The organism is Mesorhizobium sp. B2-4-18 (assembly GCF_006441385.1).
Taxonomy (GTDB): domain Bacteria; phylum Pseudomonadota; class Alphaproteobacteria; order Rhizobiales; family Rhizobiaceae; genus Mesorhizobium; species Mesorhizobium australicum.
This window is the reverse complement of sequence record NZ_VFUW01000005.1, coordinates 369,158-381,248: the sequence shown is the minus strand read 5'-3', so window position 1 is coordinate 381,248 and position 12,091 is coordinate 369,158. Positions and strand designations below refer to the sequence as shown.

The window sequence follows — 12,091 nt, the reverse complement described above, 5'->3', positions numbered from 1 at the left end:
GCTCGTTCTATGGCTGCCGAGCCACAACCAAGCCGCAATGATGGCGGCTGCCAGGATGGCTATCCAGACTATGAGACGAGGCATTGCCGAATCCTCTGTGCAGCAGTCCATCACGTCGATGATCAGGACGGGTCGCCACCTTCCCGTGTTCCAATCCCACAATCGATGCTTTGTTCCGCTTGAATTGGGTCTCGTGGCCGGCGGGCCTCTGTCGTTGGTCCTTATGTCTCGCGGTCGGCGCCTGTCCGAGCGGTGGCGTTTGATTGACGGGCACACCGGGCGCTCTAGATCAATTCACGCCGACCGTGACTTCCATCGGCTCGGGAGACCATTCTCGTGGCGCACCAAACGCCGGCTTTGACCTTTAGTGGCCGTTATCCGAGGCTGAGTTGTATGCGCGTGCTGTTGCTCACGGGCGTCTTGGCGGGATGCTCGTCCTCCGACCAGATCGAGCAGCAATCAAAAACGGCGGCCTCCGCGGCACAGACCGTATCGGTAATGCTCGATGCCTGGATGGATGGGGCGGCGCCGTTCGCATACACAGCCGGCACGCTGCGGTCGACCGGCAAGACTCTGGCCGACGCCGAGGCACAAATCCGATCGGCCGGAACGGCTGAACCCGCCGAGCAATCTGCTTTGGCGGCAGCGATCAAGGATCTGTCAGCCGCGGTGGCTCGCGCCGAAGCGGGATTGCAGGCGGACAATCGAGCGGAGGTCCAAAACGCAAAGCAGGATCTTCGACGGGGCTCGCGCACGCTGGCCACCGCCTATGCCAGATATTTCGCGCCGAAGCCATGAAGAAGCTCGTGGAGATATCGCTTGGCGTGGTTACCAGCGTTGGCGGCTTCCTTGAAGTCGGATCGATGGCAACGGCGGCCCAAGCGGGCGCAACCTTCGGCTTCCAGTTGATCTGGGCCGTGGTCCTCGGCACCATCTGCATCATCTTTCTGGTGGAAATGGCCGGCCGGTTCGCCGCGGTGAGCCATCACACGATCTGCGACGGCATCCGCGAGAGATTTGGTTTCAACGTCTTTGTGTGGCCGTTGCTTGCCACCTTGCTGCTCAGTCTCATGGTGCTCTCCGCCGAGATCGGCGGCGTTGCCATCGCACTCGAACTTGCCACGGGCATAGGCTTCCAGTGGTGGGCTCTGCCGGTGGCTTTTCTGGCATGGCTGCTGCTCTGGAAAGGCACGTTCGGTTTCATCGAGAAAGGTGTGTCGATGCTCGGCTTGGTGACGTTGTGTTTCGTCGTCGCGGCCGTGATGCTGAAACCCGATTGGACGGCGGTCGCGGCTGGCGCAGTGCCTTCGCTGCCAGCCCACGATACCGCCAATTACTGGTTCATGGCGGTCAGCATTCTCGGCGCCTCGATATCGCCCTACCTGTTCATGTTCTATTCCTCGGGGGCTATCGAGGACCAGTGGGACAAGAGCTACCTCGGCGCCAACCGGGCCATAGCGGGACTGGGGATGACCTTCGGCGGCACTATTTCGATCGGCGTGTTGATCGTGGCCGCTCTCGTGCTGGCCACGCACGGCATCAACCAGGTCGACGACTATCACCAAATGCCATTGATGCTGATCCCGGTATTCGGCTTATGGGGTTTCATCCTGTTCGTAGCCTCTCTCGCCATTGCCTGCTTCGGCGCTGCACTCGAAGTCGCGCTGCAACAGGCTTACCTCGTGGCGCAAGGTTTCGGCTGGACCTGGGGCGAGGACCGCAAGCCGCGCGACAATCCAGGCTTCAGCGCCGTGTATACGATATCGTTGTTGCTTGCGGCCATCCCGATCATGCTTGGTGTCGATCCGTTGAGGCTCACCATATTTTCCATGGCGCTGACGGCGGCCAGCCTGCCGTTGACGGTGGTTCCATTCCTTTTTCTGCTGAACGACGAACGCTACGTCGGCGAGCATCGCAACGGCATTCTCTCGAATGCCGCGGTCATCTTCATCATCGCGCTCGGCTTTGTGCTGGCCGTGGTGACGATCCCGCTGCAGATATTCGGAGGCACATGATGGAGTTGCTGCGTGATCTCCTGGACAAGCAGGTGGTCGACCGCCGCCAGGTCAAAATCGGCAAGGTCGATGGGCTGGTGGCCGAATTGCGGCAGGGCAAGCCCCCAAGGATCGTCGCGATCGAACTCGGCTCCATCACTTTGGCGCGTCGCCTTGGCACGTGGCCGGGGCGATGGATGGCGCAACTCGCGGCAAAGCTGGGTGGCAAGCGCCACGGCGAGCCGCATCGGATCGCCTGGCACAAGGTGAAGGATATCGGCGTCGACATCGAGTTCGATATCGATGTGCGTCGCACGACGATCTTCGCCTGGCAGGACTGGTTGCGCGATCATGTCATCGGACGCATTCCGGGAGCTTGATGATGACCATCGTCAATCTTGAACATCTGGCTGGGCGACGCGTGCTTTCGCAGCGGGGCAAGAGCATCGGCTACATCGAGGAAATCCGCGCCGAACCGGATGGCGACGATTTTGTCGTTACCGAATTCCATGTCGGCGTCTACGCCGCTTTCGAGCGTCTTTCGACCTCGGCCATAGGCGTGGCCGTGCTCGATCTCTTTCGGCTGCGCCGCCGCGATGGCCTATACCGCATCCCTTGGGACAAGCTCGACATTTCTAACCCGGCGCGGCCGCGGCTGCTGTGTCCGATAACCGAACTTTCCGGCATGAAGAGCGCACCCGATCTTCGCGAATAGGCCGTCGCCGCGCTTTCTCGCAGACGTTTCACCGAAGCATGCTCGCCGCCAGAAAAACCGCGGCCGCTGCCAAAACGACGGCTGCAACGACCAACAGCGGCCAGTTGCTGCGAGGTCGTAGTTCCGGCTCGCCTTCGACCGGCCGCATCGCATTGGCGAAGCTGGCGTCATTTTCGAATTTCGGCCGGCGGGAACGTGGCGGCTCCGTAGGGATCGGATTTTGTGTGTCCGCCGCCTCGGCATCGGTCTCCATCGGAGCAACGGCAGGATCGAAGCCCGGCGTTTTGTCCTGCGTCTCTCCCCCCTGGATCTCGCCTCTGGCAGAGGCCGGTGTAGGAATTGACATCTTGGCACTGACCTCTCTCGTTCGAACCAGGCTCTGCCAAATCCGCAGCGGTGGTGCGCATAGCGCCAACGACTAGATTTGATCGCCGAGCAGAATCCTGGCGTCCTTGGCCGCAACAATGAACGCCTGTCGTGCAACCCTTGGAGGCTTTTCGCCACGCATCACCGCAAGGCAGGCCCTGATCGCGGCAAGACGCCTTTCCGACGTCGGCTTTGGCCAGTCCCGCAGCAGCACTTCGGCGGCATCGGACACAGAGACCACAACCCTGTCGCGGTCTATGCGGCCAGGTTGAATAACGATCGGTTTTCTGAAATGGCCTGTACGCACCCGCCCCTCCAAGACCTTCGCCTGTTGCTCCACGGAGCCTTCCGCGGACGGCCTCTAACGCCGCGACAGTCGATTTGTTCCAGTGCACCTGGCGTTTGGAATTTGGAATAACGACGCCTGAGCCGCTCGTCTCCACCCATGGTTTTCTGGCGCTGCCGGGTCTAGCGGCATGGGGCCTGGAGAGCGGAACAAAGCGCATCTTGGCTTGTTAGGACGCAGCGCAAATTCGCTCACCGACAAGGACAAAGCCGATGAAAACACGACACCTTCTCGCATCCCTCGCGGTTGCTTCCACGGTTCTCGCAATGCCTGCCTTCGCGGCCGACAGCGCCCAGGATTTTGTCGACAAGGCTGCCGTCGGCGGCAAGTTCGAAGTGGACTCGAGTCAGATTGCCTTGGGCAAGGCCCAGGACCAGCGCATCAAGGATTTTGCCCAGATGATGATCCGGGACCACGGCGCCGCCAACACCAAGCTGCAAGCGGTCGCCGGCGAACAAAAACTGAAGGTGCCCTCAGCGCTCGACGCTCAGCATCAGGGCGATCTGGATAAGCTCAAGAACGCGCAGGGGCCGATTGATCCGGCCTATGTCGACGCGCAGCGCAAGGCGCATGACGAAGCCGTCAAGCTGTTCGAGGATTATGCCAGCGGGGGTGACAACGCCGCGCTCAAGACTTTTGCCCAGCAAACGGTCGGCACACTGAAGATGCACCAGCAGGCGATCGAAAAGATCGCCGCCGGGCAAGATTCCGTTACGGGAGCGACAACGCCGGCGGTGAAGACCGACAATACTCCCAACGCCGCCGCCCTCGTTCCTGGTGCAAACAGCTTCACCGAAGCCCAGGCCAAGAGCCGTATCGAGAACGCCGGATATTCGAACGTGTCGAAGCTGACCAAGGACGATCAGGGCATCTGGCGCGGCCAGGCGGCCAAGGGAGGCGAAAACCTCAACGTTGGCGTCGACTACCAGGGCAACGTGGTTGCCGCAAGCAAGTGAGCGTGGATCAGGAGAAATCACATGAAAACCGTAACTGGACTGTTCGATAATTATGACGACGCGGCCGATGCGGTCGGCGAGCTTGAGGCGACGGGAGTCCCGCATTCCAACATCAGCATCGTCGCCAACAACTCGGATGACTGGTACGACGCAAATCGTTCCGAGGCCGCTGAAGACGCTGGCAGCGGTGCCGGAATCGGAGCCGTGATCGGCGGCGCCGGGGGGTTGCTCACGGGACTTGGCGTCATGGCCATCCCGGGTGTTGGCCCGGTGGTCGCGGCCGGATGGCTCGCCGCCACCGCCGCCGGTGCGGTTGCCGGTGCCGTGGCCGGTGGAGCGGCCGGCGGCATCATTGGCGCTCTGACGGAATCGGGCGTGCCCGAGCGCGATGCGCACGTCTATGCGGAAGGTGTACGCCGCGGCGGTACCTTGGTGACGGCCAAGGTGGAGGACGAACTCGTGCCGAATGCCGAGCAGATTTTGGGGCAATCCCGATCGGTGGACCTGGCCGAACGCCGCAGATCGTACGAGGCCGACGGCTGGACCGGCTTCGATGCCAATGCAGGCGAATACGTGCCGGGCGAGATCGATCGCGACGGCGGACGTGCAATCAATCGACCCTGAAAGCGGCTCACGTTCCTCTGACTGGCACGCAGCGACGAGGTCGCGGAAATCGATCTTGCCGCGCTATGCTGGGGCGCTTTGCGGCGTTTAAGCACCATCGAACCCATCTCGAGGATATCGGGCTGGGTTCGATCTCGTTTGAAGCCATGTTCCCAGCGGAATCTCCGCCGCTCAGAACAGATCGCCCCATGACGAAACGGACCCCGCCCGCAAGGCGGAACCATGGAGGGGTCGACGTTGTTGTCCCAGCGGCCGACTTGTCGGTTGGCGGCTAGGAGCCATCATTGATGACCACCGATCGATCACGCGAAGACGTCCTGGTTTCGCTCCCGTTGATCAATGCAAAGGCGGCGCCGACGCTTAAGCACGCCGGCGCGGAGGTGTTCTACATGGAAGCCGTCCGCGAGCTCACCGCCACGGACATTCCCTTTCTGGTCGCTGGAACCTATGCGGTAAGCGCCTATACCGGCGTCACTCGCCAGACCAAGGATCTCGATATCTTCTGCAAGGCCGGTGACTACGCGCGGATCCTCGCCCATTTCAAGGAGCTTGGATATGCCGTCGAAATCGTGGACGACCGGTGGCTTGGCAAGGTGTTCAAGGGCAGGCATTTCTTCGACGTCATCTTCGGATCGGCCAACGGCATGATGCCTGTTGGCGATCGATGGCTGGAGCACGCCAGACAGACCGAGTTGCTGGGCAGCCGTGTGCGGATCATCGGGCCGACCGAACTCATCTGGTCCAAATGCTTCATTCAAGACAGGGGCCGGCACGACGGCGCCGATATCGCCCACACGATCCTCAAGGCACACGACCAGATAGATTGGCACCGGCTGCTTTCCTATCTGGAGGTTCATTGGGAGGTCCTGCTGATGCAGCTCATCAACTTCAGATGGATTTACCCAAGCGAGCGCGATCACATCCCGGCATGGCTCCTCGATGAACTGCTCGACCGCCTCGCAAAGCAACGGCAATTGCCGTCCCCCAGGATGAAGATCTGCCGCGGGCGGCTGCTGTCGCAAACCGACTACGAGATCGACGTCAAGGAATGGGGCTTCGCCGGCGTCGGCGGCGTGGGAGATTTTCGTGATGCCTGACCGCCTGGAGAACGTCGCGCCGAAGGATAACGCAGGGACGCTCAGAGTTGCTGCCATGGGGGATTTGCATGTCAGGGAAGATCCCCGAACCTCGTATCGCGATCTCTTCGGCGAGATATCGAGGGAAGCCGAGATTCTCGTCCTGACGGGAGATCTCACCAATCTCGGCAAGCCTCGTGAGGCGGAGATGCTCGCCGAGGACCTGCGCAACTGCTCGATCCCCGTGGTGGCGGTGCTCGGCAACCACGACTACGAATCCGGCGCGGTGGACGACGTCGCAAACATCCTGCGCCAGGCGCACGTTCACCTTCTCGATGGCCATGCGGTCGAAATCGAGGAGGTCGGCTTCGTCGGCGTGAAAGGGTTCGTCGGTGGCTTCGGATCGCGCATGCTCGGCTCCTTCGGCGAACCCGCGATCAAGGCGATGGTCTCGGAAAGTGTCAACGAGGCAATGCGCCTCGAAAACGCGATGCGCCAGGTACGGGCGAAGCGGACGCTCGTGGTCCTCCACTACGCGCCGATCGCTGAGACCGTCGAGGGAGAACCGCTGGAGATATTTCCGTTTCTTGGCTCTTCACGCCTTGCCGAGACGATCGATCGGTTCAAGGTCAGCGCCGTTGTGCACGGTCACGCGCATCGCGGCTCCTATGAAGGCCAAACGCCCGGCGGCGCCAAGGTTTACAACGTCGCCATGCACGTGGCCAAACCGAACGGCCGCCCCTATGCCCTGCTGGAACTCTGACGCCACGGCATCGTGCGAGCATTCAGTTGGAACGCTCTGCCAGGAAGTGGCGGCGCGATAGTGCGAGCTGATCACGGTTGTTTGCCCGCGACATTATTTTGGAGTTCGTCGCCAGCGGCGAATTCGTCAAACCTCCGTCTTGTCGAAGCCCTGCCGGGCGATAATTTCTTCAGAAGGCGTGGGTGCTTCTCCCTCTCAGACAGGAGCCGACCATGAAACATCAGACACTCGACCAGCTCCAAACCGTCGCCAGGATTGAGCCGCTGGCGCCGTTTTCGGTAATGACACGTAATGAACGCATCGCGCGTTGGGCTGAACTTCTCGAGCAAAATCCCGAACGATGCCTCGGTGCGCTAACCGGCACGGAACATTTGCGTCCTGAAGCACGGGCCATCGCACGTGGGGAAGGATCGGCACTCGCGGTTGCCTTCGAAGACCCGATCTTGCGTGCATCGGGGCTGGGGGACGACACATACGGCGAGGCAAAGCGCTTCTTCGAATTGAGCGACTGGCAACTCCACGACATTGTCTGTGATTGCCACGTCGGTGCCACCATGAAAGCCCGATGGGCCGCGGCTCGGGTCCGTGCAACGATCAGCGGGAACAGGCTCTTTGCGTTCCTGAGGCGGTGCTTGATGCGGTGAGACCAAGGGGAGGTCGTTGCATGTCCGCGACGACCTCCTACACCGCCAATGCGCAAGCTATCGCCGATCGTCCTCGCGATAGAGCTGATCGGTAGCGCGGTCGCTTTCCCTGCGTTCAACCGGACCACGGTTACGGCGGGTTACCAGGACATAGGCAATCAGTATGACCAGCAACGCTGGCCCGCCGGCGACGACGATTAGCCACATGATACCGTCTGACATGGGAAATCTCCTTTCCTTCACAACCGGCAAGAAGACGATCCGTTCCGCTTGGAGCGGTTCGCGGTGCGGACCGGCCGGCGATCGGTTCCTGTCATCCAGGAGGTCCAGACGCCTCCCCGCTATTGCCGGTCGGGTTTCCTTGCGAAGACCGCAGCAGAAGGGCGAGAGGAACCAGCAGCGCCGTTGCCACCGCGCAGTAGCGAAAGACGTCGATATAGGCGAGCAGTGAAGCCTGGCGGGCGATCAACTGCCCGATCCAGCCAATGGCCTGCTGCTTGGCCTGGAGCATCGAGGAACCCTCGGCGACGAAGTGCTCGGTCGCCTGCCGTACCACCTGCTGGTAGGCGGGCGACGATTGCGCGGTGTGGCCGACAAGGTTCGCCTGATGGAGTTGTGCGTTCTGGGCGATCACGGTGTTGGAGAGCGACACGCCGATGCTGCCGCCGATATTGCGGGCAACATTGATCAAGGCCGAGGCCTGGTTGGTCTTTTGCGGCGCCAGACCGACATATGCCGCAGTCGAAATCGGGATAAACAGGAACGGCAATCCGATCATCAGGAAGATGCGGGCAAAGGCAAAGAAGCTGAAGCTGGCGTCGGGCGTAAGCGAAGTCATATGCCACAGGCCGATCGCCACCACCGCCATGCCCGCCATGATCAGGTATTTTGGCTGGACGATGCCGGCGGCAAATCCCGAAATCGGCATGAGCATCAGCATGGCGATGCCGCCCGGCATCATCGACAGGCCCGATAGCGTCGCCGTGTAGTCGAAGGCGGTCTGCTGCAGCTGGGGCATCAGCTGCGTGGTGCTGAACAGCACCGCACCGACCGCCATCATCACCAGGAAGGATGTACCGAACTGGCGGGTGAACAGCAGGCGCATGTCGACGATCGGATCGCGGTGGCGGAATTCCCATGGGATCAGCAGGGCGAAGGAGATCGCCGAGATAATGGCGAAAGTCGTGATGAAGCTCGACGCGAACCAGTCGTTGCGCTGGCCCTCGTCGAGAAAGATTTCGAGGCAGCCGAGCGCGGTCGCCACCAGGATGAATCCGACCCAGTCGATCCTGAGACCTCCTTTCAGCCGCTGCTGGCGTTCGCGTTCGAGTACCTCCGGTTCGACCAGCAGCCACTGCACCAACGCCAGTGACATGATGCCGAACGGCACGTTGATGAAGAAGATCCAGTGCCACGAAAAATTGTCGGTCAGCCAGCCGCCGATGGTCGGCCCGACCGTCGGCGCGACGATGACGGCGATGCCGTAGAGGGCAAATGCCTGCGAGCGCTTTTCAGGCGGAAAGGTGTCGGCCAGGATGGATTGCTCGCTTGGCGCCATGCCGCCGCCGCCGAGGCCCTGCAGGATCCTGAAGACGATGAGCATCTCGAGATTGGGCGCCAGCCCGCACAGCAGCGATGCCAGGGTAAACGTCGCGACGCAAAGCGTGTAGTAGCGCTTGCGGCCGATCACGCTGGCCAGCCACCCACTGATTGGAATGATCACGGAGTTGGCGACCAGATAGGTGGTGATGACCCAGGTACTTTCATCCATGCCGGCAGCCAGGCTGCCGGCGATGTTGCGCAGCGCCACATTGGCGATCGAGGTGTCGAGCACCAGCATGAAGGTGGCAATGGAGACAATGATGGCGATGAGCCAGGGATTGCGCTCACCGGCCGCGGATCGGCTTTCGCCCTGGTCGCTGGCGTTGTCGCGGCTCATCGCACCTTGACCGTCGGCACCACCGACAGGCCTGGGCCGAGCAGCACATCGGGCGGGTTGTCGAAGACGATCTTGACCGGCACACGCTGCACCACCTTGACGAAATTGCCGGTGGCATTTTCGGCGGGCAGCAGGCTGAAGGCGGTGCCGCTGCCGGCCTGCAGGCTGTCGACATGGCCATGAAAGGTCTTGTCCGGATAGGCGTCGATATCGATGTCGACCGGCTGTCCGGTTCGCATCCTGTCGAGTTGGGTTTCCTTGAAGTTCGCCTTTACCCAGACTTCGTTGGGAACGAACATCATGAGCACCTGACCCGGCTGGGTGTAGGTGCCGATGGCGGCCGAAATGCTTGTCGCGCGGCCGGCGACAGGGGCTGTAATAGTGGTACGGGTCAATGCCGTGCGGGCTTGATCCCGGCTGGCCTGTGCCTGGTGAAGCTTGGCTTCGCCGCTTTTGGTCTGTGCCTGCAGCACTGTCACCTGGCTCTTTGCCGCGGCCACGTCCGCCTCGGCGCTGTCCAGGGTTGCCTGGTCCTGTCGAAGGGTCGATGCAGCCTGCTGCGCCTGCTGCTGCGTCACCGTGCCCTTCGTCAGCAATTCGCGATTGCGCTGGTCTTCGGCCTTGGCGAAGTCGAGCGCTGCCTGGGCCAGCGCCACCTGCTTCTGGGCGGCGTCGATCTTGGCATTTTGCGCCTCGATCTGGGCCGCCACATTGGTGATGTCGGCCTGAGCGGCGGCTACGCCGGCATCCGCTTGGCTGAGCGATGCCCGGTAGTCGCTGTCGTCGATGCGCAAGAGAACGTCACCCTTGCGCACCGGCTGGTTGTCGGTGACGGCCACATCGGTGATACGCCCGGCAATCTCGGCGCTCACCGTTACCGTGCGGGCATCGATGAAGGCATCATCGGTGGATTCATACTGACGCGTATTCAGCCACCAGATCGCTACACCCATCGCAACAAGCAGAAGCAGGAGGACAATTGCCGCTGTCCAATAGGGATGGCGCCTGGGAAAGCCCAGCAGGTTCGATTTCTGCGGCCTGTCGTCCATTTGCCGATCGTCCGATTTGTCGTGCCGCGAACTTGGCTGGCTGGCGAGACGCTTGCTTTGTCCAGCCCTGTCGTCGGATGGGTCCGGCTCGCTTTTCTGAGGCTTCGTATCCACGGAACTGGCTTTCAGCAGACTGAAGGGTGATGTCCGCGATGGCGAACGCGGTTTCAACGGCAAAGCCTTGGCAAAGGTTCCTGTTTTGACTTCCCGCCAGCGCCATGGGCAGCGACGCCCTTCAGCCAGTCGGTGTGTGGCTGCTCATCCTCTTTGGCCTGCCCGATTGGGCAATAGGACCGCCCTCCCATCAACCTGGGGCGCTGAGTACCAGCATTCCCGTTTTATAGACGATAGCCGCACTTGGTGAGAGTGGCTCGAACCTTGTCGCTCGTGCAGGTGACGATGGGACATCTACCTGAAAGTTTCATCAGTCCGCAGTCTTGCCCAATGTGTCGGCGACGACCGCGCCGCGCTCACCCATGGGAACCGCCGGGCCTGTGGTCGAGTCACAGGCTGTCTGATGTTCCATTTCCGCGTTGATGGCGGCGCCGGCGATCAGGATGATGACTGAAATCCATGTCCACATCATCAGGCCGACCACGGCACCGAGCGAGCCGTATGTCGCGTTATAGTTGGCAAAATGCTGGAGGTAGAACGAGAACAGCCACGACGCGATAATCCATGCCGCGGTTGCCGCAAGCGCTCCCCAGCTCAACCATCGCCATTTCGCATGTTCCCGGCTCGGCCCGAAGCGGTAGAGCAAGGAAATGCCGGTTAGGATCGACACTACCAGGATGGGCCATCGAGATACCGCAACCACGGTTTCTGTCCAGGCATCAAGGTAGAAAAAGCGCAACAGCGCCGGGACAACACCCACCGTAAGCAGCAGCACGATGCCGATGAGCAGGGCTCCGACCGTGAACAGGATCGACATCAGATTGAGGGTAATGAACGAGCGTTTCTCACGCTCTTCGTAGGCGATGTTCATCGCGTCGAAGAGCGCCTTCATGCCGCTGTTGGCGCTCCAGAGGGCGATTGTCAGGCCTATGAAAAAGCCTGTGCCGAGAGCGCCTGCTTTCTGGCGGGCCAAGGCCTGCAACTGATCGCGGATAAGATCGAGCCCGCCCTGCGGTAGCAATCCCTGGAGGTAAGCGACATGGTCGGCGACCGTGACCGGGTCCGCGACGAAGCCATAGATCGAGATGAAGGCTGCCAGGGCGGGAAACAAGGCGAGCAGGAGATAGAAGGTTGCGCCGGCAGCCACCAGCAGAACCCGGTCCTTGTTGAACTCTTCCCAAAGTCGCCAGAAGATGTCCTTCCACCCCAGCCCAGTGATTTGAGATGGCCACGTGGCGTCGCGCCCACGGCTTCCTGGCTCCCGCCCTGCCGCGGCGTTGCTGTCCTTCGTTGTCGAGGCCGCGCGGCCGGCTGCTTCCTCATCGATCAGCGAGGGCTGCTTGTCGTTCGGCGGAGAGCCTCGTTGTGGTTTCAAAGCCATTACCGGGTTCGCTGATGTCCAAAGCGTGGCTGACAACGCGGGATGAAGACACCCGTTCCCGATGCGCGGCCGATCACGATTTTCCTCCTTCCCTGCATCTTTTGCGGCCGATCGGCGTTTGAAA

Annotated in this window: 15 protein-coding genes; 9 read left to right on the top strand and 6 right to left on the bottom strand. The window is 61.4% G+C overall.

Going from position 1 to position 12,091, the window contains the following annotated elements; genetic code table 11:
• The first annotated feature begins 393 nt into the window (after positions 1-393).
• Genes FJ527_RS15130 through FJ527_RS15115 form a run of 4 tightly spaced genes read left to right on the top strand, consistent with a single transcriptional unit; the run spans position 394 to position 2,709 of the window.
• Positions 394-798, top strand: coding sequence for a hypothetical protein (locus tag FJ527_RS15130; RefSeq protein WP_140617528.1), 405 nt, complete (start codon positions 394-396; stop codon positions 796-798).
• The gene (locus FJ527_RS15125) at positions 795-2,015 is read left to right on the top strand and encodes a divalent metal cation transporter (protein WP_140823491.1); all 1,221 of its coding nucleotides are present in this window, start codon (positions 795-797) and stop codon (positions 2,013-2,015) included. Before FJ527_RS15130 ends, FJ527_RS15125 begins: the two co-directional genes overlap by 4 nt.
• Positions 2,015-2,374, top strand: coding sequence for a hypothetical protein (locus FJ527_RS15120; RefSeq protein WP_015319130.1), 360 nt, complete (start codon positions 2,015-2,017; stop codon positions 2,372-2,374). Before FJ527_RS15125 ends, FJ527_RS15120 begins: the two co-directional genes overlap by 1 nt.
• A 2-nt stretch (positions 2,375-2,376) precedes the next feature.
• Positions 2,377-2,709 carry a hypothetical protein gene (locus tag FJ527_RS15115; RefSeq protein WP_140617526.1) on the top strand — a complete coding sequence of 111 codons (333 nt, stop codon included), beginning with the start codon at positions 2,377-2,379 and terminating at the stop codon, positions 2,707-2,709.
• A gap of 28 nt (positions 2,710-2,737) precedes the next feature.
• Here the strand turns inward: FJ527_RS15115 and FJ527_RS15110 are convergent, their stop codons facing one another.
• Complete coding sequence (locus FJ527_RS15110; RefSeq protein WP_140823543.1) at positions 2,738-3,055, bottom strand: hypothetical protein; 318 nt, start codon at positions 3,053-3,055, stop codon at positions 2,738-2,740.
• 72 nt (positions 3,056-3,127) lie between these two features.
• Positions 3,128-3,415, bottom strand: a complete 288-nt coding sequence (locus FJ527_RS15105) for a DUF982 domain-containing protein (protein WP_224595357.1) — start codon at positions 3,413-3,415, stop codon at positions 3,128-3,130.
• A gap of 218 nt (positions 3,416-3,633) precedes the next feature.
• On the opposite strand from FJ527_RS15105, the gene FJ527_RS15100 reads away from it, so the two are divergent.
• The 5 genes from FJ527_RS15100 (at position 3,634) to FJ527_RS15080 (ending at position 7,484) form a co-directional block, all read left to right on the top strand.
• Complete coding sequence (locus tag FJ527_RS15100; RefSeq protein ID WP_015319126.1) at positions 3,634-4,377, top strand: DUF4142 domain-containing protein; 744 nt, start codon at positions 3,634-3,636, stop codon at positions 4,375-4,377.
• Positions 4,378-4,398: 21 nt separating this feature from the next.
• Positions 4,399-5,001, top strand: a complete 603-nt coding sequence (locus tag FJ527_RS15095) for a general stress protein (protein WP_015319125.1) — start codon at positions 4,399-4,401, stop codon at positions 4,999-5,001.
• Between the two features lie 287 nt (positions 5,002-5,288).
• Entirely contained in the window at positions 5,289-6,098 is an 810-nt protein-coding gene (locus tag FJ527_RS15090) for a hypothetical protein (protein WP_015319124.1), read from the top strand.
• Positions 6,091-6,840 (top strand): metallophosphoesterase, encoded by a 750-nt coding sequence (locus FJ527_RS15085; RefSeq protein ID WP_140617525.1) that lies wholly within the window; start codon positions 6,091-6,093, stop codon positions 6,838-6,840. The genes FJ527_RS15090 and FJ527_RS15085 overlap by 8 nt, the downstream gene beginning before the upstream one ends.
• Positions 6,841-7,052: 212 nt before the next feature.
• Positions 7,053-7,484, top strand: coding sequence for a hypothetical protein (locus FJ527_RS15080; protein WP_023771244.1), 432 nt, complete (start codon positions 7,053-7,055; stop codon positions 7,482-7,484).
• Between the two features lie 57 nt (positions 7,485-7,541).
• Here the strand turns inward: FJ527_RS15080 and FJ527_RS29295 are convergent, their stop codons facing one another.
• The 4 genes from FJ527_RS29295 to FJ527_RS15065 form a co-directional block, all read right to left on the bottom strand.
• A complete protein-coding gene (locus FJ527_RS29295) occupies positions 7,542-7,706 on the bottom strand; it encodes a hypothetical protein (protein ID WP_015319121.1) in 165 nt (54 codons plus the stop codon).
• Between the two features lie 91 nt (positions 7,707-7,797).
• Positions 7,798-9,423, bottom strand: coding sequence for a DHA2 family efflux MFS transporter permease subunit (locus tag FJ527_RS15075; RefSeq protein WP_140823490.1), 1,626 nt, complete (start codon positions 9,421-9,423; stop codon positions 7,798-7,800).
• The gene (locus FJ527_RS15070) at positions 9,420-10,472 is read right to left on the bottom strand and encodes an HlyD family secretion protein (RefSeq protein ID WP_140617523.1); all 1,053 of its coding nucleotides are present in this window, start codon (positions 10,470-10,472) and stop codon (positions 9,420-9,422) included. Before FJ527_RS15070 ends, FJ527_RS15075 begins: the two co-directional genes overlap by 4 nt.
• 424 nt (positions 10,473-10,896) lie before the next feature.
• Positions 10,897-11,967, bottom strand: a complete 1,071-nt coding sequence (locus FJ527_RS15065) for a YihY/virulence factor BrkB family protein (RefSeq protein ID WP_140617522.1) — start codon at positions 11,965-11,967, stop codon at positions 10,897-10,899.
• Positions 11,968-12,091 lie beyond the last annotated feature (124 nt).